Here is a 26,410-nt window from a genome sequence, read left to right as displayed (position 1 = left end):
CCCGGCCCTCGCCTCCGCCCGGTCCCCGCCCCGCCCCGCCCCGGCGCCCCCTACGCCGCCGCCAGCGCCAGCGTCGGCGAGAGCCGGGCCGCGCGCACCGCCGGGTACAGGCCGGCCAGCGTGCCGATCGCCAGGGTCGACGCGAAGCCGCCCGTCACCGCCCACAGGGGGACCACCCAGGGCAGGTCCCCGACCCGGGCGTAGACCGCCGTGGCCGCGCCGCCCAGGGCGATGCCCGCCAGGCCGCCGAGCCCGGACAGCAGCAGTGACTCCGTGACGAACTGGATCCGGACCTGGCCCTTGGTGGCGCCCAGCGAGCGGCGCAGGCCGATCTCGTGGCGCCGCTCCAGCACCGAGATGATCATCGTGTTGGCGACCCCGACCCCGCCCACCAGCAGGGCGATCCCGCCCAGGCCGAGCAGCAGCGTGCTGAACGCACCCTCCGTGGCCGCCTTCGCCTGGAGCGCCGCCGAGGGGTCGGTGACCGCGACCGCGCTCGGGGTCTGCGGGTTGGCCGTCCGCGCGATCAGCTTCCTGACCGCCGCCACCCGGTCGTCCGCCGAGCGTTCGTACACCGCCGTCGGGTGCCCGTCGAAGCCGAGCAGCCGCTGCGCCGCGTCCCAGCCGATCAGCGCGGACCGCTCGATCTCCGGAGCCAGCGGGACCGGCTCCAGGATGCCGATCACCGTGAAGTACCGGCCGCCGATGAAGACCTGCTGCCCCGGCGCGGTGATGCCGAGGCGGCGCGCTGACACGTCGCCGAGCACCACCGCCGGGTAGCGGCCGGTGGCCTCGTCGAGCCAGGTCCCGCTGCCCGTCCTCGCGCGCAGCGTGCCGAGCAGATCGTCCGTGGCCGCCTTCAGCACGATCCCGCCGGTCTCCTCCCGGGGGATGTTCTCCGACCGGCGTACGGACTCGGGCACGTCGCCGGTGGTGCCGACGGACTCGACGCCCTCGATGCGGGAGATCATGCCGGGGGACTCCTTCGGCAGCTTGGTGTCCTGCCCCGTGAACATGCCCTGGCCGGGCGTCACGACCAGCATGTTGGTGCCGAGCGCGTCGAGCTCCCGCAGCAGTTTGGCCTGGCTGGAGGAGGAGATCCCGACCACCGCGATCATCGTCGCGATGCCGATGGCGATGCCGAGCGCGGACAGGACCACCCGCATGGGGCGCGAGCGCAGGCCGGCCGACCCGACGTGCAGGACGTCCCGGGGGGACAGCCTCGGCGCGGTGAGCCGGGTGCGGGCACGGGGGCCGGTCATGACCACACCACCCCCGCCCCGTTCCGTACGTCCGCCCCGTTGAGCACGTCCGCCACGATCTCCCCGTCCCGGATGCGCACCTGCCGCGGCAGGCTCGCGGCGATCTCGTTGTCGTGGGTGATCACCGCGATCGTGGCGCCGTCCCGGTTGAGCTCGTGCAGCAGCTCCATCACCGACTCCCCGGAGGCCGTGTCCAGGGCGCCCGTCGGTTCGTCGGCGAGCAGCAGGTCCGGTGCGCCGGCGACCGCACGGGCGATGGCCACGCGCTGCTTCTGGCCGCCGGACAGTTCGTGCGGCCGGTGGTCCATCCGGTCCCCGAGGCCGACCCGTTCCAGGGCGGCGGCCGCCCGGCGTCCGCGCTCGGCGCGCGAGAGGCCGGAGTAGAGCAGTCCCTCGGCCACGTTCGCCTTCGCGCTGATGCCCGGCACCAGGTGGAAGGACTGGAAGACGAAGCCGACGTGCCGGGAGCGCAGTGCCGACAGCGCACGGTCCGACAGGGCCGCCACGTCATGGCCGGCGATGCGCACGCCTCCGGCCGTCGGGCGGTCCAGGGTGCCGACGATGTGCAGCAGCGTGGACTTCCCCGAGCCGGACGGGCCGACGATGGCGAGGAGTTCGCCGCTGCGGACGGTCAGGTCGACCCCGCGCAGGGCGGCGACCCCGCCCGGGTACTCCTTGGTGACCCCGGTCAACTCCACGACCGTTTCCATGTCGATGTCGATGTCGCTCAAAGCTTCGGGATCCCCACCTGCATGCCCTCCTTGAGGGCGCCGCCGGTCACCTCGACCCGGCCGTTGCCGAACATGCCCAGCTCGACCTTCACCTCGCGCGCCCGGCCGTCCTCCACGACCTGGACGCCGAAGCCGCCGTCCGCGAGCGCGAGCAGCGCGCCCACCGGTACGGAGAGCACGCCCTTGCGGGTCTCCCCGGTCAGGCCGACGGTCACCGGGGACTGGTCCGGGGCATTGACCTCGGCGGGCTTGTCGAAGGTGACGGACACCTCGACCTTGGCCTTCTTGTCGCCGCCGCCGCCGCCCGCACCGCCCCCGCCGGCTCCGCCCGCGCCGTCGTTCCCGTCACCCGAACCGGCCGTGCCGCCCACCGAGTCGACCTTGCCGCCGGCCGTCGCCCCTCCCGGCAGCCGTACCGTGACGGGCTCGCCGGGCTTCGCCGCGGCCGCCTTCGCCGCCTCCAGCCGGAACCGCACGATCCGCTCGGTCCCGGTCACCGTGAGCACCGGCTTGCCCGGCCCGGGCTCGTCACCGACCGCCGCGTCGTTCCCGCGCACCCGCTGCGGCCCCGAGGCGAAGGCGACGTCCTCCTTGCCGACCTCGCCCGTCTCCGCGTTCTTGTGCGCCTTCTGCCACCGCTTGACCGCGGTCGCCGTGCCCGCCGTGTACGCGGGGTCCTCCGGGTCGAGCCCGGTGCCGTACCCCAGCGCCTGGAGGTTGCGCTTGAGCTGCTTGACGTCCTCGCCCTTGTCCCCGGCCTTCAGCGGCCGGTACATGGGCACGGCCCCGTACATCAGCCGCACCGCCCGCCCGCCCACCTCGTAGAGCTTCCCGTCCCGCTCGACCGTCGATCCCTCTCCGGCGATCCACGTCAGCACGCCCGGCCCGCCCGCGTTCAGCTTGCGCTCCTGCGCGTACCCGAGGGTGCCCTCCACCTGGAGGCCCGAGCCGAGGTCGCCGCGCCGCACCGGCGCCGTCGCGGGCGGCAGTCCGTCCGCGCGCCGCTCGCGCGCCGCGTCGTCCCGCTGCGGCTGCGCCATGACGGCGTAACCGCCGCCCGAGACGGCCAGTACGACGGCCAGCGCGCCCAGCAGCCATTTGGAGCGCGGCTTCACCGGGCCGCTTCGCACTTCTTCTGGGCGTCCTCGAAGGCCTTCTCCTGGCCCTGGGGTATCTCGATGCCGCTGCGCGCGCCCCCGTTGTACTCGGGGTCCTTCAGCGCGACGCCGTTCTCACGCATGCAGCGGATCCACTGGAGTTCCTTGTCCTTCTCTTCCTGCGTGGGCTCCTTGCCCGAGCCGGGGCCGCCCATCCCGCACTCCTTCATGGCCTCCTGCATCTTCTGCGGGTCGGCGCCGCCGCCGACCGTCATCCCGCGCGGGTCCTGGCCGGGCGCCGGGTCGGGGGCGTCGATGCCGTGCTCGCGCAGGCACTGGCGCATCTTCACGGCGCGGTCGGCGTCCGTCCCGCCGCTCGACTCCTTCTTCCCGCCCGAACCCGAGGAGCCGCCGGGGCCGTCGTTCGCGCAGGCGGTGGCGAACAGGGTCAGCCCGGTGACGACCGCGGCCGTGGTCATGATCAGGGATCGCTTCATGGTCCCGAGCCTTGCGCCGAAGGGGGTTTCGCTTCCCTCTCGCTCCCTGCTTACAACGGCGAAATGTGGGCTTCCGGTAAAGAGGGGGCATGCGCGTACTGGTGGTGGAGGACGAGGAATTCCTCCGGGAGATGATCGCCGAGGGGCTGCGCCGCGACGCCCTGGCCGTCGACGAGGCGGGCGACGGCCTGGAGGCACTGCGCCGGCTGCGGCTGGACGCGTACGACGTCCTCGTCCTGGACCGCGACCTGCCCGGCCTGCACGGCGACGAGGTCTGCCGCCAAGTGGTCCGCGAGGGGCTGCTGACCCGCGTCCTGATGCTGACCGCGTCCGGGACCGTGCGGGACAGGGTCGAGGGGCTCGGTCTCGGCGCCGACGACTACCTCACCAAGCCCTTCGCCTACGACGAGCTGCTCGCCCGCGTCCTGGCGCTGGGCCGGCGCGCCCGCCCCGCCCTGCCACCCGTGCTGGAGCGCGCCGGGATCGCCGTCGACACCGCCCGCCGCACCGCCACCCGCGACGGGCACCGGCTCGCGCTGTCCCGCAAGGAGTTCGCCGTGCTGGAGACGCTGCTGCGCGCCGAAGGGGCCGTGGTCAGCAGCGACGACCTGATCGAGCAGGTGTGGGAGCAGGACACCAGCTACTCCACCAACGCCGTCCGCGTCACCCTCAGCAAGCTCCGCGCCAAGCTGGGCGAGCCGCAGCCGATCGAGACGGTGCCGGGCGCGGGCTACCGGATCGCCGGCGCATGAACGGCCCGGCGCTTCCACGGCTGCCCGAACGGCTGCTCCCGCGGACCGAACGAGGCCGCCTCACCGCCCTGTACGGGGTGCTGCTGCTCCTCGCGGGCGGGGGACTGGTGGCGCTGGTCTACTTCCTCGTCGGCCAGGGCCTGTACGCGAGCGTGAACGGGGTGGTCCGTACGGTCAGCCCCGCCTACCGGATCCCCGTGCCGGGCCGGACGGTCGACGTGGACCGGAGCCCCGAACCCGCCCGGACCATGGCCCCGGGCGAGACGCCCACCCCCGAGGAGCTCAAGGGGTACGCGTTCACCCAGAACCTCTCGGACGCCGTCACCGACGCCACCCGGCACCAGTTGCTGACGTACTCGCTCATCGCGCTGGCCGTCTTCGCCGTCCTGTCGATCTGGCTCGCCTGGTGGATGGCCGGCCGGGTGCTGCGCCCCGTCGGGGTGATCACCGAGACCGCGCGCCGGCTTTCCGGTGAGAACCTGCACCAGCGGATCTCCCTCGACGCCCCGCCCGGCGAACTCAAGGAACTGGCCGACACCTTCGACGCGATGCTCGGGCGGATGGAGGATCTGGTCGGCGCCCAGCGGCGGTTCGCGGCGAACGCGGCGCACGAACTGCGCACCCCGCTGGCCGTGCAGCGGGCCGCCGCCGAGATCGGGCTGGCGGGGGAGCCGTCGCCGCGGAAGGTGGCCCGGATCCGGGAGCGGCTGATCGGCGTCGCGGAGGAGGGCGAGCACCTCGTCGAGTCCCTGCTGCTGCTCGCGGCGTCGCAGGAGGGCCTGGAGCCCGGGTCCACCGGGCCGGTGGACCTGGCGGCGCTGACCGCGGCGGAACTCGCTGCCGACCCGCCGCACGCGCTGACCGTCGTACGGACCCTCGCGCCGCTGACGGTGACCGGGGACCGGGCGCTGCTCGGACACCTGGTCCGGAACCTGCTGGAGAATGCCGTACGTCACAACCGTGCGGGCGGCCGGATCGTCGTGGCGACCTCCGCCGGCGGGGAACTGGCCGTGTCCAACACCGGCCCGGTGATCGATCCGGCGGACGTGCCGAGGCTCCTGGAGCCTTTCCGCAGGCGTGCCGAACGGCAGCACACCGCAGGTGAGGGCGCGGGGTTGGGGCTTTCGATCGTGGCGGCCATCGCGCGGGCGCACGGCGCGGAGCTCGTGGCCGAGGCCAACGCGGCACCGGAGGGCGGGCTGACGGTACGGGTCCGTTTCCCGTCGGCGGGCCGACAGGGCGCCTCCCGAGGTGCACCGGGTTCGAAGATCCGCTGATGTACGGTCGGCCCAATGAGCAAGCACCGCCGAGCCCGCTCCCGCACGCCCCGCCCGACGCGCCGCGTGGCGCTGGCGGCTGCCTTCGGCCTGCTGACCCTCGGGGCGGGCTGGGTGTACGCCGCCGACGACCCGCAGGGGTCGCAGCCCCGGCCGCAGGCCCGGGCGGACTCCCGCCCGCCGGCCGAGGACCGGGCCGCGCGCGACGCCCGCCGGGAGGCCCTCCAGGGTCTGCCGGGCGTCAGCGAGCAGACCCGGGCCCGGATCCCCGCCGAGTCCCGCCAGCTCATCCTGGTCACCGGCAAGGCCAAGGACTCCTCGGAGTCCACCGCCACCCTGTACACGCGGCCCGCGGCCGGCGCGGACTGGGTACGGGCCGAGAGCTGGCCGGCGCGCAACGGGGCCAAGGGCTGGTCCACGGAGCGCACGTACGGGGACCTGACCTCCCCGCAGGGCGTGTTCGCGCTGACCGACGCGGGCGGGCTGCTGGCGAAGCCGCCGGGCACGAGGCTCCCGTACGACAAGGACGGGGCGTTCGTGGCGACGGGCCGCGGGGTGAACGGCGAGTCCCTCGCCGGTTCCTTCGACTACGTGGTCGCGATCGACTTCAACCGCAAGCCGGGCACGTCCCCGCTGGACGCGACCAAGCCGGAGGGTGAGTCGAAGGGCGGCAACATCTGGCTCCACGTGGACCACGACGGCCCCTCGCAGGGCTGCGTGGGCATCCCGAAGCAGGCCATGAAGAAGGTCCTGGAAACCCTCGATCCGGCGGCGAAGCCGGTCATCGTGATGGGTCCGGAAGGCTTCTGACGGCCCCGGCTTCGGCCCCGGCCACGGTCCCGGCGTCGGCCCCGGCCTCCGTGTCGCCCCCGGCCGCACGGCTCCGGGCCCGCAGGAGCAGGCCGATGTAGGCCAGGTCGAAGACGCCGCACAGGATCCCCAGCGCGAGGATGAACGGCGCGTCCTCGATCACCCCGAACAGCAGCGTCGGGGCCAGGGTGCCCAGCCACTTGGCGACGGCGATGGTCAGGGACTGCCCGCGCGGGCCCGACCGTGCCGCGAAGAGGCCGATGAACAGCCCCGACATCAGCAGGTTCTGCAGGAACGCCGAATAGCGCGAGGCGTCGTGCGCCCCGAAGTGGGCCAGGAACAGGCCCTGTACGGCGAAACCGGTTCCGAACACCAGGACCGACCACGCGGCGAACATCGGCCGGGTCACGAACCGCGGCAGGTCGGCCCGTCCGAACCGCAGGTAGGTGCAGACGATCACCACGTCGGCCGCCGCCCACACCACGTTCACCACGCCTTGGGCGGAGACGCCGGTCGCGATGTCGCGGACCGCGTAGATCGACTCCCAGGCGAAGTTCAGCGCGAGCGCGGCGACGGGCATCGCGTACGTCCGGTCGCGGAACCCGACGCGGATCGCCTCCACGTACACGACCGTCCAGGCGATCCCGCTGACGAGCGTGAGCAACAGATCCATGCGCGCACCCTAGGCCGTCCCTTTCGGATCAGGCCAGAGGTTCGATGCGCGGCACGGTGTGCGGTCCGGTCCGCCACCCGTTCCGTCCACCCCCTTGCCTGACGGACCGTCAGCTACGACGATGGCCCGGCACACCGATATGACGAATCGGCAGACGAAGGCGAGGCGGGCCCGGCATGGCGCGCGTATTTCCGGAAGGTCGGCTGGTCTACGGGATGCAGCTCCCGATCCAGTCGCAGAGCACCATCTACGCCGAACCCTGGGAGGCCTCGGCCGGCGCCGCCGACCTCGCCGAGGTGGCCCGCGCCGCCGACCGGGCCGGCTTCGGCTACCTGGCGACCTGCGACCACGTGGCCATCCCGCGCCGGCTCGCCGGCCCCATGAGCACCATCTGGTACGATCCGGTGGCCACGCTCTCCTTCCTGGCCGGGATCACCGAGCGCGTCCGGCTGCTCAGCCACGTCGCGATCCTCGGCCTGCGCCATCCCCTGCTCAGCGCCAAGCAGTACGCCACCCTCGACCACCTCTCCGGCGGCCGGCTGGTCCTCGGCGTCGGCGCCGGGCACGTCCAGGAGGAGTTCGAGGTCCTCGGCGTGGACTTCGACCGACGCGGCGCCGTCCTCGACGAGACCCTGGACGCGCTGCGCGCCGCGCTGGGACCCGAGGAGTACCCCGAGTTCGAGGGCGAGCGGTTCTCCTTCAAGGACCTCGGCCAGCTGCCCCGGCCCGCGCAGGAGCGGATCCCCGTCTGGGTCGGCGGCTCCTCGCCCGCCGCCGTGCGCCGCGCAGCCCTCCGGGGCGACGGCTGGCTCCCGCAGGGTGACCCACGGGAGAAGCTGCCCGCGCAGATCGCCCGGATCAAGGAGCTCCGCGAGGAGGCCGGGGTGACCGGCCCCATGGAGTTCGGGGCGATCACCGAGGCCCTGTACGTCGGCGAGCCCGGCTGGGACACCGGCCGCCGCACGCTGACCGGCAAGGCGCAAGCGCTCGCCGAGTCCCTGCGGGAGTACAAGGCCCTCGGCGTGGACCAGATCCAGGTCCGCTTCCGCTGCCGCGACCGCGCCGAACTCGTCGACCAGATCACCGCTTTCGGCGCCGACGTCGCGCCGCACCTCAACGACTAGAAGACCGGGAGCAGGACATGGGCAAGCTGGACGGGCGCGTCGTGATCATCACCGGCGCGGCGCGCGGCCAGGGCGAGCAGGAGGCCCGCCTCTTCGCCGCCGAGGGCGCCAAGGTGCTCCTCGGGGACGTGCTCGACGAGCAGGGCGCGGCCGTGGCCAAGGAGCTGGGCGAGGACCGGGCCCGCTACGCGCACCTCGACGTGAGCCGCGAGGAGGACTGGGCGGCCGCGGTCGCCGCCGCGAAGGAGGCCTTCGGCCCGATCAACGGGCTCGTCAACAACGCGGGCATCCTGCGCTTCAACGAGCTGACCGCGACCCCGCTGGAGGAGTTCCAGCAGGTGGTCCAGGTCAACCAGGTCGGCGCCTTCCTCGGCATCAAGTCGGTGGCCCCCGAGATCGAGGCCGCCGGCGGCGGCACGATCGTCAACACCTCCTCGTACACGGGCCTGACGGGCATGGCGTACGTCGGCACGTACGCGGCGACCAAGGCGGCCATCCTCGGCCTGACCCGGGTGGCCGCGCTGGAGCTGGCAGCCAAGGGGATCCGGGTCAACGCGATGTGCCCGGGCGCCGTGGACACCGCGATGGCCACCCCCGGCAACACGAACCCGGCGGACCTGCCCCAGGAGGCCCGCGACGCCATGGCGGAGCTCTACCAGCGCGTGGTGCCGATGGGGCGGGTGGGGCAGCCGGAGGAGATCGCGAAGCTGGCGCTCTTCCTGACCGCCGACGACTCCTCCTACATCACCGGCCAGCCCTTCGTCATCGACGGCGGCTGGATGGCGGGCGTCAGCGTCCTCTAGCCGCCCTCCCACATATCTGATGGAGCGTCAGGTATTGACGCTCCCGCACTCGCGATGGAACAGTCGAGACATCGAATCTGACGCAACGTCAGAAACCAAAGGACGGTGAACCCCCTTGGAATTCGGGCTCTTCGTGCAGGGATACGTGCCTGAGGCGCGGTCCAAGGTCGACCCCCAGGCCGAGCACAAGGCGCTGTTGGAGGAGACCGAGTACGTCATCCAGGCCGACAAGTCCGGCTTCAAGTACGCCTGGGCCTCCGAGCACCACTTCCTGGAGGAGTACTCGCACCTGTCGGCGAACGAGGTGTTCCTCGGCTACCTCGCCGCCGCCACCGAGCGCATCCACCTCGGCTCCGGCATCTTCAACCCGCTCGCCCCGGTCAACCACCCGGTGAAGGTGGCCGAAAAGGTCACCATGCTCGACCACCTCTCCAAGGGCCGCTTCGAATTCGGCACCGGCCGCGGCGCCGGCAGCCACGAGATCCTCGGCTTCCTCCCGGGCATCGAGGACATGAACGGCACCAAGGAGATCTGGGAGGAGACCATCGCGGAGTTCCCCAAGATGTTCCTCCAGGAGGAATACGAGGGGTTCCAGGGCAAGCACTGGTCGCTCCCGCCGCGCAAGGTCTTCCCCAAGCCGTACGGGAAGGCGCACCCGGCCATGTGGTACGCGGCGGGCTCCCCGTCCTCGTACGCGATGGCCGCCAAGAAGGGCCTCGGCGTGCTGGGCTTCAGCGTGCAGAAGGTCTCCGACATGGAATGGGTCCTCGACCAGTACAAGACGGCCATCCGGGAGGCGAAGGCCATCGGCGCCTTCGTCAACGACAACGTCATGGTCACCTCGACCGCGATCTGCGCCGAGACGCACGACAAGGCCGTCGAGATCGCCGTCAACGCCAACATGAACCGCTTCCAGTCGCTGGTGTTCCGCTACCACGACACCTTCCCGCGGCCGGAGGCCATCCCGGAGTGGCCCGAGACCCTGCCCGAGTACAACGCGGAGATCATCGAGCTCCTGATCGCCGAGGAACTGCTGATCTGCGGTGACCCGTCCGAGGTCAAGGCCCAGTGCAAGCGCTGGGAGCAGGCCGGCGCCGACCAGCTGTCCTTCGGTCTGCCGACGGGCGTCTCGTACGAGGACACGATGACCACGATCAAGCTGATCGGCGAGCACGTGATCCCGGAGATCGACACGGACCCGGTCCACCGCACGACCCGCTTCCGCCAGTCCGCCTAGCGGCGGGCCGAGCAGACCCGGGCCCCGTACCGGGGCGGCGTCTTCCCGGACCGCCGTCCCACACCTGCCCCGGCCGGGCGGCCACCGGCCGGGGCACGGGTGCGGCGCCGCTGCTGGCGCTCCGCCCCAGACCCTGCGCCTCAAACGCCGGCGGGGCTGGATTTCGTCCCCGTCGCCTGCCTTGTGCGGCTGGGTTGCCCGCCCGGGCAACCTCGGTCCGGCCGATGCTTGAGGCGCCACCGGTGGCAAATCCAGCCCCTCCTGCGTTTGAGGAGCGGGGTACGGGGCGGAGCCCCGGGTCTTTGAGCCGCGCCTGACAGCAGACAGCAGCCAAAAATCAGCCTCGCCGGCGTTTGAGACGCGGGGTCTGGGGCGGAGCCCCAGGACACGGCGCGCAACGCACACGGAGAAGGGACGTCATGCTCGACCACGTCATCAAGGGCGCCACCGTCGTCGACGGCACCGGCGCCCCCGCCCGCGTCGCAGACGTCGGCATCCGCGACGGGCGCATCGTCGCCATCGGCACCGTGACGGAAGAGGCCCGCACCACCGAGGACGCCACCGGCCTCGTCCTCACCCCCGGGTTCATCGACCCGCACACGCACTACGACGCCCAGCTCTTCTGGGACCCCTACGCCACCCCCTCCATGAACCACGGCGTCACCACCGTCGCCGGCGGCAACTGCGGCTTCACCCTGGCCCCGCTCAACCCGGCCCGCCCCGAGGACGCCGACTACACGCGCCGCATGATGAGCAAGGTCGAGGGCATGGCCCTGGCGGCCCTGGAGGAGGGCGTCGACTGGACCTGGTCCACCTTCGGCGAGTACCTCGACGCGCTCGACGGCCGCATCGCCGTCAACGCCGGCTTCATGGTCGGCCACTGCGCCCTGCGCCGCCACGTCATGGGCGAGGACGCCGTCGGAGGCAAGCCCACCCCCGAGCAGATGCGGCAGATGCTCGACCTCCTCCACGACGCCATGAACGCCGGAGCCTGGGGCCTGTCCACCACCCAGTCCTCCACGCACTCCGACGGCGCCGGCGCCCCCGTCGCCTCCCGGCACGCCGAACCCGCCGAACTCCTCGCGCTCTCCCGAGCCGTCGCGGAACACGAGGGCACCCAGCTCGAAGCGATCGTCGCGGGCTGCCTCGACCAGTTCTCCGACGACGAGATCGACCTCTTCGTCGAGATGAGCGCGGCCGCCGGCCGGCCCCTGAACTGGAACGTCCTCACCATCGACGCCTCCGTCCCCGAGCGGGTCCCGCGCCAGCTGATCCCCAGCGAGCGCGCCCGCAAGGCCGGCGGCCGGATCGTCGCCCTCACCATGCCGATCCTCACCCCCATGAACATGTCGCTGGGCACGTTCTGCGCGCTCAACCTCATCCCCGGCTGGGGCGAGATCCTGAACCTGCCCGTCCCCGAGCGGATCGCGAAGCTCCGCGACCGGGACGTACGCGCCGAGATGCTGCGCCGCGCCGACAGCAAGGAGGCCGGCGTCTTCCGCCGCCTCGCCAACTTCGGGCGCTACGTCATCGGCGACACGTACAGCAAGGAGAACGAGGGCCTCTCCGGGCGCGTCGTCAACGACATCGCCGCCGAGCGCGGCCAGGACGCCTTCCAGTGCCTCGTCGAGATATGCGCCAACGACGACCTGCGCACCGTCCTGTGGCCCATGCCCACCGACAACGACCCGGCGACCTGGGCCCTGCGCGCCGAGACCTGGCAGCACGAGGACGTCATGCTCGGCGGCTCCGACGCCGGCGCGCACCTGGACCGCATGTGCGGCGCCCCCTACACGACCCGCTTCCTCGGCGACTGCCTGCGCGGCCGCAAGCTGGTGCCGCTGGAGCAGGCGGTACGGATGCTCACCGACGACCCGGCGCAGCTGTTCGGGCTGCGCGAGCGCGGCCGGATCGCCGAGGGCTACCACGCGGACCTGGTCCTCTTCGACCCCGAGCGCATCGAGGCGGGACCCGCGACCCTCGTCCACGACCTGCCCGGGGACAGCCCGCGGCTGGACTCCCGGGCCATCGGCATCGTCTCGGTCCGGGTCAACGGAGTGGAGACCATCCGCGACGACGAGGTGACGGGGGCCGTGCCGGGCATCGTGCTCCGGTCCGGCCGGGACACGAGGACGGTGAGCACCCGATGACGCAGTCGCAGGTACCGCAGAAGCTCTACATCGGCGGCGAGTGGGTGGAGCCCGAGGGCGGCCACTACGAGGTGGTCAGCCCGGCGGACGAGTCCGTCGTCGGCCTGGCCCCCGAGGCCTCGCGCGGCCAGGTCGCGGAGGCGGCCCGCGCCGCAGCCGAGGCCTTCGAGAGCTGGTCCCGTACGACGCCCGAGGCGCGCGCGGCGATCCTCGACCGGGCCGCCGACATCATGCAGCGGGAGTTCGAACCGTGGGCGGCCCTCGCACAGGCCGAGACGGGCGCCCCGACCGGCATCGCGCGCGGCATGCAGGTCGGCGTCGGCGTCACCCGCTTCCGGCGGTACGCGAAGGGCGCCCTGGAGCCGGTCGAGCGCGGGCTGCCGCCGCAGGTCACCGAGGCCGGCCCGATGGGGAAGGCGTCCGTGCTGGGCGCGCTGGAGGTGCGCCAGCCGGTCGGCGTGGTCACCTGCATCACCTCGTACAACAACCCGTGGGCGAACCCGGCGGGCAAGGTGGCCCCGGCGCTGGCCATGGGCAACACGGTGGTGGTCAAGCCCGCCCCGCAGGACCCGCTGTCGGTGTTCAAGATGGCCGAGGCGCTCGCGGAGGCCGGAGTGCCGGCGGGCGTGGTCAACGTGGTGAACGGGCAGTCGGTCGAGATCGGCGAGGCCGCGGTCGATTCCCCGTACGTGGACATGGTGTCCTTCACCGGCTCCACGGCCGTCGGGCAGCGCATCGCCGAGGTCTGCGGCCGCACGATGAAGCGGCAGCTGATGGAACTGGGCGGCAAGGGCGCGGCGATCGTCTTCGAGGACGCCGACCTGGACGCCGCGGTGATGGGCATCGGCACCACCTTCTCCTTCTACTCCGGCCAGATCTGCACGGCCCCGACCCGGGTGATCGTCCACCGGGCGGTCTACGACCGGCTGATCGAGAAGCTCACCGGCTACCTGGCCTTCATGAAGGTCGGCGACCCGAGGGAGCGGGGCACGGTGGTGGGACCGGTGATCTCGGCGGCGCACCGGGACCGCGTGGAGTCGTACGTCGAGCTGGGGAAGAAGGAGGGCGCGCGCATCGCCCACGGCGGTGAGCGCCCGGTGGTCGGTGACGGCGGCAAGGGCTTCTACGTGGCCCCCACCCTCCTCGTCGACTGCACGAACGACATGCGGGTGGTCCGCGAGGAGATCTTCGGCCCGGTCGTCGTGGTCGTCCCCTTCGACGGGGACGAGGACGAGGCGGTCCGCCTGGCCAACGACAGCGACTTCGGGCTGCTCAGCTACGTGTGGTCCGGGGACTCGGCCCGCGCGTTCCGCGTGGCCCGGCGGCTGCGGGCGGGCGGGGTCGGCGTGAACACCATCGGCCGGAACATGGAGGCGCCGTTCGGCGGCTTCAAGCGCTCGGGCGTGGGCCGCGACGTGGGCTCGTACGCGCTGCACGCGTACAGCGAGATGCAGTCGATCGTCTGGACGGCGTAAGCCGCCCGGACCCGGTCCGGTCGTCGGGGTCCCGCCACGGGACCCCGACGACCGGACCGCCGGCCTGCCGAGGTGCTCACCCGGCGTCCAGCGAGAACGCGGCTTCGCCGCGCACCCGTCCGTTGATCTGGAGCTGCACCAGGTGCTCGCCGGAGTGGTAGCGGCGGGTGGTGATCGGCTTGAACGAGTGCCGCTTGGTGCCGGTGAGGGTCTCGCCCGGGGCCAGGGCGCGGGTGACGAGCTTGAAGACCTTCGGGGTGCGGGTGCCGTTCGCCTTCGTGTGGTGCACGACGTAGTCGACGACCAGCTCGGCCGGGAGCGCACCGGTGTTGGTGACCGCGTAGTCGAAGACGAGGTACTCGCCGACCGAGACCCGCGGGGTGGTGACCACGGGCCCGCGCACGCCGACCGGGACGTCCGGGGCGTGGCCCAGCAGGGTCAGCGCCTCGGGCCGCCCCGCCTTGATCAGGGTGCGCAGTCCGTGCCGTACGACGCGGTCCGTCGTGGCCGCGGGCCGCGCCAGCCAGCGGGCGGCGGTCTCGACGGCGAGGTCGGGGTGGTCGCGGCTGATGTCGTTGAGGTGGTTGGAGACGGAGCGGCGGACGTACTCGGACCCGTCGGTGTGGAGGGCGTCCAGTACGGGCACGGCCGGGCGGGGGTCGGTGATGAAGGCGGGCAGCTGCGGGGCCCACGGCAGGCGGGGCCGGGTGCCCTCGCTTGCGAGGCGGCGCACGTGGGGGTCCGGGTCGTCCGTCCACCCCTGTACGACGGCCAGGGCGCGGGCCGGGTCGGCGCGCAGGAAGGGTCGTACCGCGGATTCGGCGGTGAGCCGGGGGGTGAGGTCGTGCAGCAGGGCCAGCCCGGGCTCGAAGACCTCCAGCCCGCGGACGGCGACGGCCTCGTTGACGGGGAAGGTCATCCACCCGTCGAAGGCGGGGTCGGCGAGGGCGGTGCGTACGACGGCCTCGAAGCCGGGCCAGTCGGCGGGGAGGTCGGTGAGGACGGCGTCGCGGACGGCGGCCACGCGGCCGCTGTACGTCAGCCCGTCGAGCGCGTCGGCGCACGCGCGCAGGGCGGGCGCGGACCGGCGTCCGCCCGAGCGGGCGAGCAGCCGGGCGAGGGTGGTGACGGTCGCCGCGCTGAGGAGTTCATCGGCCGTGGGCATGGGAACAGTCTTGCGGACCCCGCGCCGGTTCGGGCCGGTTCGGGCAGCTTCGGCCCCGGGGCCGCCGTCGCCGGCCTGGATGGGGGGTGACCGCAGTCACACGGGAAAGTTTGAAAGTGCACAAAAGGGGCAGAGGTGCGGTTTCCGCATACCGGAACGGGATGTCCGGCACCTGTCGATCTATGGATGGATGCCTAAGTGAACCTTGTATTACATGCTCGTGAAGTCTCTTGATCTCAAGGTTCAAAGGGATTTGGGCCGTCCTGTATCCGGACTTAAGTCCTCCAGATATGGAATGCGCAGCATCTAACGTCCTGACTCATGACTCAGCTGGACGTTCGGCCCCAGGCCGGAGACACGGTAAGCGGCGTCGCCCAGGGCGAGGGCGACGTGCGCGGCAAGGGCCTCGGCAAGGGATCCGTAGGCCTGGTGGGCAGTGCCGTCATCGGCATCTCCACCGTCGCCCCCGTCTACTGCCTGACCTCGACCCTCGGCTCCACGGCCGGCGAGGTCGGCGTCCAGATGCCCGCGGTGTTCCTCGCCGGCTTCCTCCCGATGCTCCTGGTCGCCTTCGCGTACCGCGAGCTCAACAAGGCCATGCCGGACTGCGGCACCTCCTTCACCTGGACCGTCAAGGCCTTCGGCCCGCGGATCGGCTGGATGTGCGGCTGGGGCTTGGTGATCGCCACGATCATCGTGCTCTCCAACCTGGCCGGCGTCGCCACCTCCTACTTCTGGCTGCTCGCCGGAGAGATCACGGGCAATCCGTCGATCGCGGACCTGGACGGCAACAAGGCCGTCCACATCGCCACCTGCCTCACCCTGATCGCCGTCGCCACGGCCATCAGCTACCGCGGCATGACCGCCACCAAGGGCGTCCAGTACACCCTCGTCGGCCTCCAGCTCGTCGTGCTCGCCGTCTTCGTCGCCATGGCCCTCCAGAAGGCCTCCGCCGGCACCTTCGACACCGGCCTGGACTTCTCCTGGCAGTGGATGAACCCCTTCGCGGTCGAGTCCATGGGCGCCTTCACCGCCGGTCTCTCCCTCTCGATCTTCATGTACTGGGGCTGGGACACCTGCCTGACCGCCAACGAGGAGACCATCGGCTCCGCCAAGACCCCGGGCCGCGCCTCGCTCATCGCGATGGTCGTCCTGGTCGGCTCCTACCTGGCCACCGGCGTCGCCGCCCAGATGGCCGTCGGCTCCGGCGACAAGGGCCTCGGCCTCGGCAACCCGGAGACCTCCGGCAACGTCTTCGCGGCCCTCGCCGGCCCGGTGATGGGCCCGGTGCTCGGCATCCTGCTCTTCGTCGCCGTCCTGGCCTCCGCCACCGCGTCCCTGCAGACCACCTTCATCCCGGTGGCCCGCACGGTCCTCGCCATGTCGACGTACGAGGCGCTGCCGCCCTCCTACGCCAAGGTCCACCCGAAGTTCAAGACCCCGGGCCGCGCCACCGTCATGGCGGGCGTCGCCACCGGCGCGTTCTACACGATCATGACCCTGGTCAGCGAGAACGTCCTCACGGACACGATCTTCGCCCTCGGCCTGATGATCTGCTTCTACTACTCGCTGACGGCCTTCGCCTGCGCCTGGTACTTCCGCGGCGACCTGCGCCGCTCCGCCCGGGACCTGTTCTTCAAGGGCGTCTTCCCGGTCATGGGCGGACTGCTGCTGGCCGCCGTCTTCTGCAAGACCCTCTTCGACACCTGGGACCCGGCCTACGGCTCCGGCTCCGACGTCTTCGGCGTCGGCAGCGTCTTCGTCATCGGCGTCGGCCTGCTGGCCCTCGGCCTGGTCATCATGTTCGTCACCGAACGCCGCAGCCCGGCCTTCTTCCGCGGCCAGATCCTGACGAAGTCCACCCCGTCCCTGGTCGTCGAGGACTGACCCCACCCGCCCCCTGACGGGCCCCCCGCGTCACCCCTGCCGAGTCATCCCCGCGGCCCCGGATCGTTCCTCTCGATCCGGGGCCGTCGGCGTTCCACGGGATCGCCGGTCATCCGAGCACGTACTGCTCGTCGCGGGCTCACTCCAAAGTGGGGGTGGGCGGTGACCACGAGCGCGGCGGGGTCGTTGGGCCGGGCATGAATGCCATGAAGCGCACCCTCGCCGCCCTGGTCCTGTCCGGCGGCGCCGCCCTCGCACTCACCCCGGTCGCCGCGCACGCCGACGGGATGCCCCACGGAGTCCCGCTCACCGAGCGCGTCGGCGACATCGTCGACCACCCCGCGCAGGCCGTCCAGGACACCAAGACCGCCGTGGGCGTCACCACCCAGGCCGCCGGGACCGCGACCAAGGCCACCGACACCTCGCTCGCGGGCGCCGGCGGGGCGCTGTCCGCCGGGCTGCCCAACGCCCCGAAGGTCCGCTGACGGCCGGCGCCGCGCCCCGCCCCGGACGGGGTCATGCCGGGCCCACCCCCGCGTGCGCCCGCGCGCAGGGGCGGGGCGATGGCCTCGTCCACCACGGCCCGCGCGGGCTTCGCTCCCCCCTGCGGGCGAGCACAGGAGTCGGGCTGGTCGCCGATCGGATACCGGCCTAACGTGTGGATCATGAGCGAGCCGCAGGACCCCGCAGACGCCGCAGGCCAGATGGACCACGACCGGCTCGCCCGGCACCTCGCGGCCGTCGTCGGCGACGCCCACGTGCTCACCGACCCAGCCCTCCGCGCCTCCTACGAGACCGACTTCACCGGCCGCCACACCGGCCGGGCCCGCCTGGTGGTCCGGCCCGCCGACACCGCACAGGTCGCGCGGACCCTCCGGATCTGCCGGGACGCCGGCGCCCCGATCGTCCCGCAGGGCGGCAACACGGGCCTCGTCGGCGGCGGCGTCCCCACCGGCACCGGAACCGAGGTCGTGCTGTCGCTGCGCCGGCTGAACGCGATCGGCCCCATCGACGCCGACGCCCGCCAGGTGACGGTGGGCGCCGGGGCCACACTGGCGGAGCTGCAGGCCCGCGTACGCCCGCACGGCTGCGACTTCGGCGTCGACCTGGCGTCCCGGGACTCGGCCACCCTCGGCGGCATGATCGCGACCAACGCGGGAGGCGAGCGCGTCGTCCGCCACGGCACCACCCGCGCCAACGTCGCCGGGGTCGAGGCCGTGCTCGCCGACGGCAGCGTCCTGGACCGGCTCGCCGGGCTGCCCAAGGACAACACCGGCTACGACCTGACGGGCCTCCTCGTCGGCAGCGAGGGCACCCTGGCCGTCATCACCCGGGCGCGGCTGCGCCTGGTCCCGGAGCTGCCCGAGCGGGTCACCGCCCTGCTCGCCCTCGACTCGCTCGCGTCCGCCGTCGGAGTCCTGACCGCCCTGCGGCGGCTCGAATCCCTCGAACTGGCCGAGTTCTTCACGGCCGACGGCCTGGCCCTGGTGCTGAAGCACGCCCGCCTGCCCGCGCCCTTCCGCACCGGACACCCCGTCTACCTCCTCGTGGAGTGCGCGGCCCGGCACGATCCCGCCGAGGAACTCGCCGCGCTGCTGGAGGAGGAGGCGGTGGCGGACGAGATCCGCGCCGTGGCCGTCGGCCGGCAGGCCTCGGACCGCCGCCGCCTCGCCGCCTACCGCGAGCGGCACACCGAGTCGGTCAACGCCGAGGGGATCCCCCTCAAGCTCGACGTCACCGTCCCGCTCACCGACCTGCCGAGGTTCGTCGCGGACCTGCCCGCGCTGCTGGCCGGCCGCGCCCGGCCGTACGTCTTCGGGCACCTGGCGGAGGGCAACGTCCACGTCAACCTCCTCGACGTCACCCCCGAGGACGAGGAACCGGTGACGGAGGCGGTCCTGCACCGGGTCGCGGAGGCGGGCGGCAGCATCAGCGCCGAACACGGCATCGGCCGGGCCAAGGCCCGCTACCTGCACCTGACCCGCTCCGCCACGGACATCGCCGTGATGCGCTCCGTCAAGGCGGCATTCGACCCGGACGGGATGCTGAGCCCGCACACGCTGCTTCCTTGAGGGAAGCCGGTCGTTGAGCAGTGCATGATCCTTTGGTTGCTCAACAATCTCAGCACGCTCGTCATCGCGGTGCTCCTCGTCGGCGGCGTCACCGGCCTCGCCGTCGTCGGCAGCATCGCCGCCCGCCGCCGCTTCCCGCACCTCGCGGGCGGCGACCACAACGAGATGGTCGGGATCGCGCTCGGCATGTTCGGCGCGATCTACGGCATCATCCTCGCGTTCGTCGTCGTCACCCTGTGGACGCAGCTGGAGAACACCGAGACCATCGTCGCCACCGAGGCCACCGACCTGGCGCTGGTCGTACGCAGCGCCGACACCTTTCCGGAAGCCGACCGCGCGCGCGTCAACCAGGCCGTGGGCGCCTACGCCCACGCCGTCGTCGAGGTCCAGTGGCCGCTGATGCGCGACGGCAAGCCGAGCTACGACGCCACCTCGACCCAGACCCGCGACCTCTACGCGGCCCTCCAGGCGTACGAGCCGAGCGGCCCCCGCGCCGAGACCTTCTACGCCGAGGCCGTCAGCCGCGTCAACGACGTCGCCGCGCAGCGCCGGGCCCGCGTCTCGATGGCGGAGACCTCGCTGCCGATCCTGCTGCAAGTGCTGGTGTACGGCGGCGCGTTGGTGATCATCCCGCTCACCTTCCTGTTCGGACTGCGCAGCCTGAAGATGCAGCTGCTGTTCGTCGCGGCGGTGGCCGGGCTGATCGGCTTCAGCCTGCTGCTGGTCGTGGCCCTGGACCGCCCCTTCGCGGGGGACCTGAGCGTGACGCCGCAGCCGTACAAGGAAGCGGCGCTGTCGCAGTTCTGGGCGGCGGGGGCGGGGTCGTGATGACGTGCGGCTATCCCCAGGTACGGGAGCACAGCACGAGCCGGTAGCCGTCCGGGTCCTCGATGGTGACGCCCCACTCGTCCCAGTACGGGTTGTGCGAGGGGACCCGGGTACCGCCGTGCTCGACGAGCCGGTCGACGAGGGCCTCGTCGGGGGCTTCGCCGAGGTAGACCACGAAGAGGTCCTCGACGGTGGGGGCGGGGGTGGTCGGATGGGCGGGGTCATAGGTCAGCTCGAAGTGCCAGCCGCCCCCGGCGGGCCCGACCATCAGCAGGTCGTGCTTCCCGGGGTGGCTCGCGACGCTGCGCCACTGCACGTCGAGGCCGAGCCCGTCGACGTAGAAGCGCTCGGCGGCCTTGAGGTCGAGGGAGGGCCGGGCGACGCGGATGTGGGTGGTGGGAGTGATCATGGGGGGAGGGTACGGGGTGATGCGCGTGCGGGACTTCTCCCCCTCGGGCCGCCCCTGCGGGTCCGGGGTGGGGTTTGGCGGTGCCTCGGCTGGTCGGTAGCGAGGAAGGGTTGGGGGTTTCCCGTCAGTCCCATCGTCCTTCCGCGTCGGGCCGGCCTGTCAAGGGCGCTCCTCCTTCGTCGTCGCGTCGCTGCGCGATCGCCTTCGGCGACCCTTGACAGACCGTCCCGCCACGGAAAGACAAGGACTGCCGGGAACCCCCCAAAGGAACGGGCCGGGCCATAGATCCCAAGACGGGCCGACAGAAATGCCCGACCCGGTCGAGGACTCACCCCTCCTCGGCCCCTCCAGAGCACCGGCCAGGCGGCCACACCCCCCGAAACCCCCACCACAAGAGCCTGAGCGGGAGGAAGGGCGCCCCAAATCGCTACGCGCTCCTCACGTCTCGGCGTCTGACCACCGCCTGGGGCTGGTCACGCACCGGATCGCTACGCGCTCCTCTTTGACGGCGTCCGACGGTTGATTGGGGTCGGACATAGGCCGCCAACGGCCGCTGCACGGCTGACACCGTCCGGCGTCGATCAGGCCGTCGTGGGTCGGGGAGAATGCGGGCTGCCTGCGGCGATGGACGATGAGGAGCGACCGGGTGAAGTACTTCGGCTTCTATGACGCGATGCCGTGCAAGATCGGCTCGGGTGTCCGGCCGGAGGATCTCCCGAGAGGTCCGATGCGGTCGGACCGGGCGGCCTTGGGTGCGTACATGGGTGCCTGCGAATGGCTCGGCGCCTCTCCGGGAGTGGAGTGCGATCCGTTCGATGAGTCCCGGCAAGTGATGGGCGCCTTCAGCCTCCGGACCGACGGCGAGTGGGTGTGGCCCAACATGGCCCATTACCTGGTGGTTGTTCATGAACTCTCGTCCCGCCGGAGTTCGAGCAGCGGGTGGTGGAGCGGGACTACGTGGCTCCCACGCTGACCCGTGAGGAGATCATTGAGCTCTTCCTTTCGACAAAAGCCGAGTTGTGGTGAGTGGACGGTCTCCGGGTCGGTGTCGGTGGTGACCGTTACCGTGCCGGTGTGAGTATGTGGATCTACTTCCAAGGGCTCGACCCCTCCTTGCTGCCCGATGACCCGGATGGCTTTGATGCCCTGTTCGACGTGGAGTTCGACGAGCTGCGGCGGCTGGTCAGGGTCGGGGAGGCGGTATGGCTGGAGACCGGTTTCTTCCAGCTGAACGAGCTCTATTGGCCACCGTCCCAGCCGGGCGGCGACCGGGAGCTTCCCGTCTTCGGCGGCCGACACATACCCGACCGTGGCAGCGGCCCCGGTCATGTGGCGGTCGATCCGCCGGACGTGTCTCGCGCGGCGGACTATCTGAAAGGCGTCTCGTTCCCCGACCTGTGGGAGGAGTGGCGTCAACGCCAAACACCCGAGCCGGATGAGGAATGGCGCGACTGCCTGGCCCGGTACCACGAGGACCTGCGGACGTTCTACGCCAGGTCGGCGGAGCGCGGCTGGGCGGTGGCCAAGCATTTCTCCTTCTGACCGTCTGTCCCAGCGACCCATGACGGCCTGATCAACGCCGGACGGTGTCAGCCGTGCGGTGGCCGTGGGCGGCCTATGTCCAGCCCCAATCGACCGTCGGACGCCGTCAAGGAGGAGCGCGTAGCGATCTGGTGCGTGACCAGCCCCAGGCGGTGGTCAGACGCCGTTGTCGAGGAGCGCGTAGCGATTTGTGGCGCCCTTCCTCCCGCTCAGGCTCTTGTGGTGGGGGTTTCGGGGGGTGTGGCCGTCTGCCTGGCCTGGCCGGTGCTCTGGAGGGGCCGAGGAGGGGTGAGTCCTCGACCGGGTCGGGCATTCCGGTGGGCCCGTTGTGGAATCTCTGGCCCGGCCCGTTCCTTTGGGGGGTTCCCGGCAGTCCTTGTCTTTCCGTGGCGGGACGGTCTGTCAAGGGCGGCCGAAGGCCGTCGCGCAGCGACGCGACGACGAAGGAGGAGCGCCCTTGACAGGCCGGCCCGACGCGGAAGGACGATGGGACTGACGGGAAACCCCCAACCCTCTCTGGCTGCCGCTCAGAGGTGGCGGCCCCTTACCGCCGAGTGCCCGTGACCCCGCCGAGGAACTCGGTCCAGGCCGCCGGGGTGACGGCCAGCTCGGGTCCTGCCGTCACCTTGGAGTCCCGGATGTGGATGGCTTCCGTACAGGCGGCGACCTCGACGCAGCTGTCGCCCTCGCTTCCGCTGTACGTGGACTTGTGCCAGGAGAGGGCCACCTCGACGCAGCTGTCGCCGTCGCCGCTGCTGTAACTGCTCTTGAACCACCGCAACTCGGAGCTGTTCACAGGGATCCTCGCATTCGCTTCAACAGGCCCGCACTGTCCGCCGGGTTGAGGGCCTGGATGCGAAGTTTGGCATACCGCTGGTGGAGGAGGCTGAGGTCTTTCGGGTCGGACAGGACCCGACCCGACTGCTGGCCCTCGCTGTAACCCATCCATTCGTGATCCTCTGTTTCGAGGAGCTGAAAGGAGCCCCCGAGCCCCGCGTGCTCTGGGCTGATCAGCGGCATGATCTGCAGATCGAGGTTGGGTAGCCGGGCGCAATCCAGCAGGTGGTCGATCAGCTGTCGGGTCACCTCCGGGCCGCCGGTCTGTCGCAGGATCACCGCTTCGTCGATGATGAAGCTGAAGACCGTGTACGGAGTACGGCTCAGGAGCTTCTGCCGTGCCAGACGGGCCACGATGCGGGCTTCCACCTCTTCCGGGGTGGGCGGTGGGAGAACGTCACCGATGAGGGCCCGCGCATACGCCTCCGTCTGCAACAACCCCGGAATCGACCTGCACTCGTACGTATTGAGGGCAAGGGCCGTCTCCTCCAGGTCCGCCCACCGCCTGAACCACTTCGCCAGCCCCCGCTGACGCGTCAGGCGCTTCGCCGCGATGCGGATGACACCGAAGGCGTCCAGCACCTCTTCCGCCTTCTCCACGAACCTCCTGGACGGCTGCCGGCGCCCCTGCTCCACCGAGGCCACGTACTGCACCGAGTAGCCGACCAACGGGTGGAGCTGCTCCTGCGTCAGTCCCGCCCGCTTCCGGAACGCCTTGATGGTCTCGCCGAAGTTCCGCAGGTCGTCGTCGGGCTCGACCTCTCCGTCGCCGCTCTCGTCGGCGGTTGTCGCAGTCGTCACAGCGTCACCTCCCCACGGCAAGGTTCACGCACCGTGACTGCCACTGTCCAGAGAGTGGACTACTACTCTTCAAAAGTAGTAGTCGGGTTGCTGGGAACTGCGCTGCTCACGCGGGACGTTCAGTCCATGACCACCACTCCCGGCCCCGCCCGGGCACTCGTACGCACGTTCACGCAGCGTTTCAGCTGCACCCCTCGCGGGGCCCGCCTCGCGCGGCAGCTCGCCCTCGTGGAGCTGCACGACTGGGGGATTCCCGAGTCCTCCCGGCTCTCCGCCGACGCGGGGTTGGTCGTGGCGGAGCTCACCTCCAACGCGGTGGCCCACGGGCGGGTACCCGGGCGGGACTTCGAGCTGCGGATGACGCTGCTGGAGGGCGTCCTGCGCATCGAGGTCTCGGACGCGCGCCGCGACCGCCGCCCCGCCGTGCAGCCCCACGCCTACCAGGCCGAGGACGGTTACGGGCTCCGCATCGTCGATGCGCTCGCCGCTTGGGGCGTCCAGGATCGGCTGATCGGCAAAACGGTCTGGGCGGAGCTGAGCCGCCGGTGATATCTCCTTCGGTAGGCGTCGGCGGTTTGCCGATCGGGGAGGCGGAGGCGGAGGCGGATGACCGTGCAGGGTGAGGTCGACCTGGCGCGGAGCCAGGTGTTCGGAGAGGTGGCCGAGCTCTACGATGCAGCTCGGCCCGGCTATGCGGATGCCCTGTTCGCGGAGGTACTGGCCTACGCGGCCCTGGGCGACCGGGCGGCGGTGGAGATCGGAGCGGGGACGGGCAAGGCCACGGTGTCGTTCGCAGCCGTGGGCACGCGGATGGTGTGCATCGAGCCGGACCCGCGCATGGCGGAGGTGCTGCGCCGCAACACCGTTCGCCATCCAGGGGTGCGGGTCCACGCGGGCACGTTCGAGGACTGGCAGCCTGGCGGCCGCCGCTTCGGGCTGGTCCTCGCCGCCACGTCCTGGCACTGGACGGATCCGGAGCGCCGTTGGGACCTGGTGCACGCAGCCCTTGCGCCGGGCGGCGCGGTGGCGTTGTTCTGGAACCCGCAGGGCGTCCGCGACGGGGAGTTGCACGCCGCCCTGGCTGCGGTCGACCGCCGCCACGGGATGGCCGGTGCACCTCACGCCGAGCGGGCCTCCTCCTACAACGAGGTGCCGGGGAGCTGGGCCGGACAGCCCGGATGGCCCGAGGAGGAGTGCCGCCGCGACGGCCGCTTCACGGATCTGCGTGCCGTCCGGTACCGGCAGGAACAGCACTACGACACCGACCGCTACGTGGGATATCTGGCTTCGATCTCGCGCTATCGCGTCCTGCCCGCCGACCGGCGGGAGCAGGTTCTCGCCGAGACCGCCGAGGTTCTGGACGCCCACGGCGGCGGCATCGACATGGCCCTGTTCAGCGACCTCTTCCTCGCCCGGGTGCGATGAACGTGCCGGCCGCCCGGGTGGGCCGGACGCGGGTGAGCGGCGGCACGCGCCGGGCCCGGGGGCCCGTGCGTGCCGCGCTCGGCTACTTCTTGGTCGGGAGCGCGGGGAGCTTGCCCGGCTCGCTCTTCTGGAAGGTGTCCGTGCCGGCGCCCTCCCAGGTGACCTTCAGGCTGGTGGCGTCGACCGAGTCGACCTTTCCCTTCGAACGCGTCGCGCCGGTCGGGCACTTCAGGTCCAGGGACTTCCCGTCGGTGGTTCCTTCGCAGGTGAGGCCGGTGGCAGTCTCGACCACGAACGCCCGCTGACCCTTGATGGTGAGCACCACGCCCTTGCCCGGGTTCTGCAGGGAGATCCAGCCGCCCTCCAGGCTGCCCGCGCCCGCGCCCGCGCCCGCGGCGGGGGCGGTGGTGGCCGGAGCCGGGGCCGCGGCCGAGGTGGCGGGCTTCTTGTCCGCCTCCGGGGAGCTGTCGCTGCTGCAGGCGGTCAGGGTCAGGGCGGCCGCTGCTCCGGCGGCGACGAAGGCGGAGATGCGCAGGTGGCGGTGCACGGGAAGTCCCCCAGGAAGGCGAGTTGAAGGGCGGAACGCGCCAAAGTACCAGCCCGTCCGGGCGGTCAGAGGCACTCGGAGACACGCTCGGGAGGTCCCGGGCGGTTCCGCCCCGGGGGACTGGGAGGTGCAGGGGTTCAGAGGTACTGCGCGAAGTCGTCCAGCACCCGCAGGATCTCGTCCTCCGGCGCCGACGGGAGCTGGAGGACGACCTCCTCGATGCCCAGGTCGGCGTAGTGGCGCAGCTTGCCCGGGTTCGGCTGGACGGCGTACGGGACCACCTGGAGGGACTTCGGGTCGCGGCCGGCGGTTTCCCAGACCTGGCGCAGGGCCGGGAGGGACTCCGTGAGGCCGCGGCCGCCGATGGGGAGCCAGCCGTCGGCGTGGTCGGCGATGGCGGCGAAGAGCTTCGGGCCCGCCGCGCCGCCGATCATGGTGCGGGGGCCGTGGAGAGGGTGGCCGGGGGCGAGTTCGCGGGCCGGCTGTACCGGCTTGGGGTGGGCCTCGCTCGCCTGGACGGAGGAGTACTCGCCCACGTAGGCGGTCGGGTCGGGCGCCCACAGGGCGCGCATCAGGGCCATTCGGTCGCGGACCAGTTCGCGGCGGGTGCGCCACTCGACGCCGTGGTCGGCGGCCTCCTCGACGTTCCAGCCGTAGCCGATGCCCAGGGTGAGGCGGCCGCCGGAGAGGTGGTCGAGGGTGGCGACCTGCTTCGCGAGGTCGATGGGGTCGTGCTGGGCGACGAGGGTGATGCCGGTGCCGAGGTGCAGCCGCTCGGTCACGGCGGAGGCCTGGCCGAGGGCGACGAAGGGGTCGAGCGTGCGGCCGTACATCTCTGGGAGCTCGCCGCCCATGGGGGCGGGGCTGACGCGGCTGACCGGGATGTGGGTGTGCTCCGGGAGGTAGAGGCCGGAGAAGCCGCGCTCTTCGAGGGCGCGGGCGAGGCGGACGGGCGAGACGGTGCGGTCGGTCAGGAAGACGGTCGTGGCGATCCGCATGTGCTGGCACC

At 71.8% G+C, this 26,410-nt stretch carries 26 protein-coding genes; 15 read left to right on the top strand and 11 right to left on the bottom strand.

Annotated features, from left to right (window positions below; all coding sequences use genetic code 11):
- Positions 1-50 precede the first annotated feature (50 nt).
- From ACIQ5Y_RS36060 to ACIQ5Y_RS36045, 4 genes are read right to left on the bottom strand one after another with little or no spacing between them, the layout of a single operon-like run.
- Positions 51-1,262, bottom strand: a complete 1,212-nt coding sequence (locus tag ACIQ5Y_RS36060) for an ABC transporter permease (RefSeq protein ID WP_403890485.1) — start codon at positions 1,260-1,262, stop codon at positions 51-53.
- Positions 1,259-1,972 carry an ABC transporter ATP-binding protein gene (locus tag ACIQ5Y_RS36055; protein WP_403890517.1) on the bottom strand — a complete coding sequence of 238 codons (714 nt, stop codon included), beginning with the start codon at positions 1,970-1,972 and terminating at the stop codon, positions 1,259-1,261. Before ACIQ5Y_RS36055 ends, ACIQ5Y_RS36060 begins: the two co-directional genes overlap by 4 nt.
- A gap of 17 nt (positions 1,973-1,989) precedes the next feature.
- Positions 1,990-3,108, bottom strand: a complete 1,119-nt coding sequence (locus ACIQ5Y_RS36050; RefSeq protein WP_403890482.1) for a peptidoglycan-binding protein — start codon at positions 3,106-3,108, stop codon at positions 1,990-1,992.
- Positions 3,105-3,587, bottom strand: a complete 483-nt coding sequence (locus ACIQ5Y_RS36045; RefSeq protein ID WP_403890480.1) for a hypothetical protein — start codon at positions 3,585-3,587, stop codon at positions 3,105-3,107. The genes ACIQ5Y_RS36050 and ACIQ5Y_RS36045 overlap by 4 nt, the downstream gene beginning before the upstream one ends.
- Before the next feature lie 89 nt (positions 3,588-3,676).
- Here ACIQ5Y_RS36045 and ACIQ5Y_RS36040 point away from each other — a divergent pair, with 89 nt between their 5' ends.
- The 3 genes from ACIQ5Y_RS36040 to ACIQ5Y_RS36030 are packed head-to-tail and all read left to right on the top strand — an operon-like array spanning position 3,677 to position 6,426.
- A complete protein-coding gene (locus ACIQ5Y_RS36040; protein WP_403890477.1) occupies positions 3,677-4,339 on the top strand; it encodes a response regulator transcription factor in 663 nt (220 codons plus the stop codon).
- Positions 4,336-5,616 (top strand): ATP-binding protein, encoded by a 1,281-nt coding sequence (locus tag ACIQ5Y_RS36035; RefSeq protein ID WP_403890474.1) that lies wholly within the window; start codon positions 4,336-4,338, stop codon positions 5,614-5,616. The genes ACIQ5Y_RS36040 and ACIQ5Y_RS36035 overlap by 4 nt, the downstream gene beginning before the upstream one ends.
- A gap of 15 nt (positions 5,617-5,631) precedes the next feature.
- Positions 5,632-6,426, top strand: coding sequence for a hypothetical protein (locus ACIQ5Y_RS36030; RefSeq protein WP_403890472.1), 795 nt, complete (start codon positions 5,632-5,634; stop codon positions 6,424-6,426).
- Here ACIQ5Y_RS36030 and ACIQ5Y_RS36025 read toward each other — a convergent pair.
- On the bottom strand, positions 6,398-7,099 hold the full coding sequence (locus ACIQ5Y_RS36025; protein ID WP_403890469.1) for a hypothetical protein: 702 nt from the start codon (positions 7,097-7,099) through the stop codon (positions 6,398-6,400). The genes ACIQ5Y_RS36030 and ACIQ5Y_RS36025 overlap by 29 nt on opposite strands.
- Positions 7,100-7,275: 176 nt before the next feature.
- Here ACIQ5Y_RS36025 and ACIQ5Y_RS36020 point away from each other — a divergent pair, with 176 nt between their 5' ends.
- The 5 genes from ACIQ5Y_RS36020 (at position 7,276) to ACIQ5Y_RS36000 (ending at position 13,888) form a co-directional block, all read left to right on the top strand.
- On the top strand, positions 7,276-8,223 hold the full coding sequence (locus tag ACIQ5Y_RS36020; RefSeq protein ID WP_403890466.1) for an LLM class F420-dependent oxidoreductase: 948 nt from the start codon (positions 7,276-7,278) through the stop codon (positions 8,221-8,223).
- A 17-nt stretch (positions 8,224-8,240) separates the two neighbouring features.
- Positions 8,241-9,026, top strand: coding sequence for an SDR family NAD(P)-dependent oxidoreductase (locus ACIQ5Y_RS36015; RefSeq protein WP_403890463.1), 786 nt, complete (start codon positions 8,241-8,243; stop codon positions 9,024-9,026).
- 115 nt (positions 9,027-9,141) lie between these two features.
- Complete coding sequence (locus tag ACIQ5Y_RS36010) at positions 9,142-10,263, top strand: LLM class flavin-dependent oxidoreductase (RefSeq protein ID WP_403890460.1); 1,122 nt, start codon at positions 9,142-9,144, stop codon at positions 10,261-10,263.
- Positions 10,264-10,616: 353 nt separating this feature from the next.
- Positions 10,617-12,413: an amidohydrolase family protein gene (locus tag ACIQ5Y_RS36005; protein ID WP_403890457.1), complete on the top strand. Its 1,797-nt coding sequence runs from the start codon at positions 10,617-10,619 to the stop codon at positions 12,411-12,413.
- Positions 12,410-13,888, top strand: coding sequence for an aldehyde dehydrogenase family protein (locus tag ACIQ5Y_RS36000; protein ID WP_403890455.1), 1,479 nt, complete (start codon positions 12,410-12,412; stop codon positions 13,886-13,888). The genes ACIQ5Y_RS36005 and ACIQ5Y_RS36000 overlap by 4 nt, the downstream gene beginning before the upstream one ends.
- 76 nt (positions 13,889-13,964) lie before the next feature.
- Here the strand turns inward: ACIQ5Y_RS36000 and ACIQ5Y_RS35995 are convergent, their stop codons facing one another.
- Positions 13,965-15,053 (bottom strand): DNA alkylation repair protein, encoded by a 1,089-nt coding sequence (locus tag ACIQ5Y_RS35995; protein WP_403890452.1) that lies wholly within the window; start codon positions 15,051-15,053, stop codon positions 13,965-13,967.
- 321 nt (positions 15,054-15,374) lie between these two features.
- Here ACIQ5Y_RS35995 and ACIQ5Y_RS35990 point away from each other — a divergent pair, with 321 nt between their 5' ends.
- The 4 genes from ACIQ5Y_RS35990 to ACIQ5Y_RS35975 all read left to right on the top strand — a co-directional run bounded on the left by ACIQ5Y_RS35990 (position 15,375) and on the right by ACIQ5Y_RS35975 (position 19,840).
- Positions 15,375-16,940, top strand: a complete 1,566-nt coding sequence (locus ACIQ5Y_RS35990) for an APC family permease (RefSeq protein ID WP_403890449.1) — start codon at positions 15,375-15,377, stop codon at positions 16,938-16,940.
- A gap of 197 nt (positions 16,941-17,137) precedes the next feature.
- The gene (locus ACIQ5Y_RS35985; protein ID WP_403890447.1) at positions 17,138-17,425 is read left to right on the top strand and encodes a hypothetical protein; all 288 of its coding nucleotides are present in this window, start codon (positions 17,138-17,140) and stop codon (positions 17,423-17,425) included.
- Between the two features lie 180 nt (positions 17,426-17,605).
- Positions 17,606-19,012, top strand: coding sequence for an FAD-binding oxidoreductase (locus ACIQ5Y_RS35980; RefSeq protein ID WP_403890444.1), 1,407 nt, complete (start codon positions 17,606-17,608; stop codon positions 19,010-19,012).
- Between the two features lie 24 nt (positions 19,013-19,036).
- Positions 19,037-19,840: a DUF4239 domain-containing protein gene (locus tag ACIQ5Y_RS35975; protein WP_403890441.1), complete on the top strand. Its 804-nt coding sequence runs from the start codon at positions 19,037-19,039 to the stop codon at positions 19,838-19,840.
- A gap of 10 nt (positions 19,841-19,850) precedes the next feature.
- On the opposite strand, the gene ACIQ5Y_RS35970 is transcribed toward ACIQ5Y_RS35975, so the two are convergent.
- Complete coding sequence (locus ACIQ5Y_RS35970; protein ID WP_403890438.1) at positions 19,851-20,249, bottom strand: VOC family protein; 399 nt, start codon at positions 20,247-20,249, stop codon at positions 19,851-19,853.
- A gap of 1,080 nt (positions 20,250-21,329) precedes the next feature.
- Between ACIQ5Y_RS35970 and ACIQ5Y_RS35965 the strand changes: the two genes are divergently transcribed.
- The gene (locus ACIQ5Y_RS35965; protein WP_403890514.1) at positions 21,330-21,791 is read left to right on the top strand and encodes a DUF1877 family protein; all 462 of its coding nucleotides are present in this window, start codon (positions 21,330-21,332) and stop codon (positions 21,789-21,791) included.
- 544 nt (positions 21,792-22,335) lie between these two features.
- Here ACIQ5Y_RS35965 and ACIQ5Y_RS35960 read toward each other — a convergent pair.
- Together ACIQ5Y_RS35960 and ACIQ5Y_RS35955 are read right to left on the bottom strand one after the other, a co-directional pair.
- Positions 22,336-22,587 (bottom strand): DUF397 domain-containing protein, encoded by a 252-nt coding sequence (locus ACIQ5Y_RS35960; RefSeq protein ID WP_403890436.1) that lies wholly within the window; start codon positions 22,585-22,587, stop codon positions 22,336-22,338.
- Positions 22,584-23,429: a Scr1 family TA system antitoxin-like transcriptional regulator gene (locus tag ACIQ5Y_RS35955; RefSeq protein WP_403890433.1), complete on the bottom strand. Its 846-nt coding sequence runs from the start codon at positions 23,427-23,429 to the stop codon at positions 22,584-22,586. The genes ACIQ5Y_RS35960 and ACIQ5Y_RS35955 overlap by 4 nt, the downstream gene beginning before the upstream one ends.
- 126 nt (positions 23,430-23,555) lie before the next feature.
- On the opposite strand from ACIQ5Y_RS35955, the gene ACIQ5Y_RS35950 reads away from it, so the two are divergent.
- Positions 23,556-23,978, top strand: a complete 423-nt coding sequence (locus tag ACIQ5Y_RS35950; RefSeq protein ID WP_403890430.1) for an ATP-binding protein — start codon at positions 23,556-23,558, stop codon at positions 23,976-23,978.
- A 57-nt stretch (positions 23,979-24,035) separates the two neighbouring features.
- Entirely contained in the window at positions 24,036-24,854 is an 819-nt protein-coding gene (locus ACIQ5Y_RS35945) for a class I SAM-dependent methyltransferase (RefSeq protein ID WP_403890427.1), read from the top strand.
- Between the two features lie 82 nt (positions 24,855-24,936).
- Here ACIQ5Y_RS35945 and ACIQ5Y_RS35940 read toward each other — a convergent pair whose 3' ends face one another.
- A complete protein-coding gene (locus ACIQ5Y_RS35940) occupies positions 24,937-25,401 on the bottom strand; it encodes a hypothetical protein (protein WP_403890424.1) in 465 nt (154 codons plus the stop codon).
- Positions 25,402-25,538: 137 nt separating this feature from the next.
- Complete coding sequence (locus tag ACIQ5Y_RS35935; protein WP_403890422.1) at positions 25,539-26,399, bottom strand: TIGR03619 family F420-dependent LLM class oxidoreductase; 861 nt, start codon at positions 26,397-26,399, stop codon at positions 25,539-25,541.
- Positions 26,400-26,410 lie beyond the last annotated feature (11 nt).

It is taken from the genome of Streptomyces sp. NPDC096339 (genome assembly GCF_044762985.1).
Classification (GTDB): Bacteria; Actinomycetota; Actinomycetes; order Streptomycetales; family Streptomycetaceae; genus Streptomyces.
The sequence above is the reverse complement of the archived record's forward strand: the minus strand, read 5'-3'. Positions and strand labels throughout refer to the sequence as shown.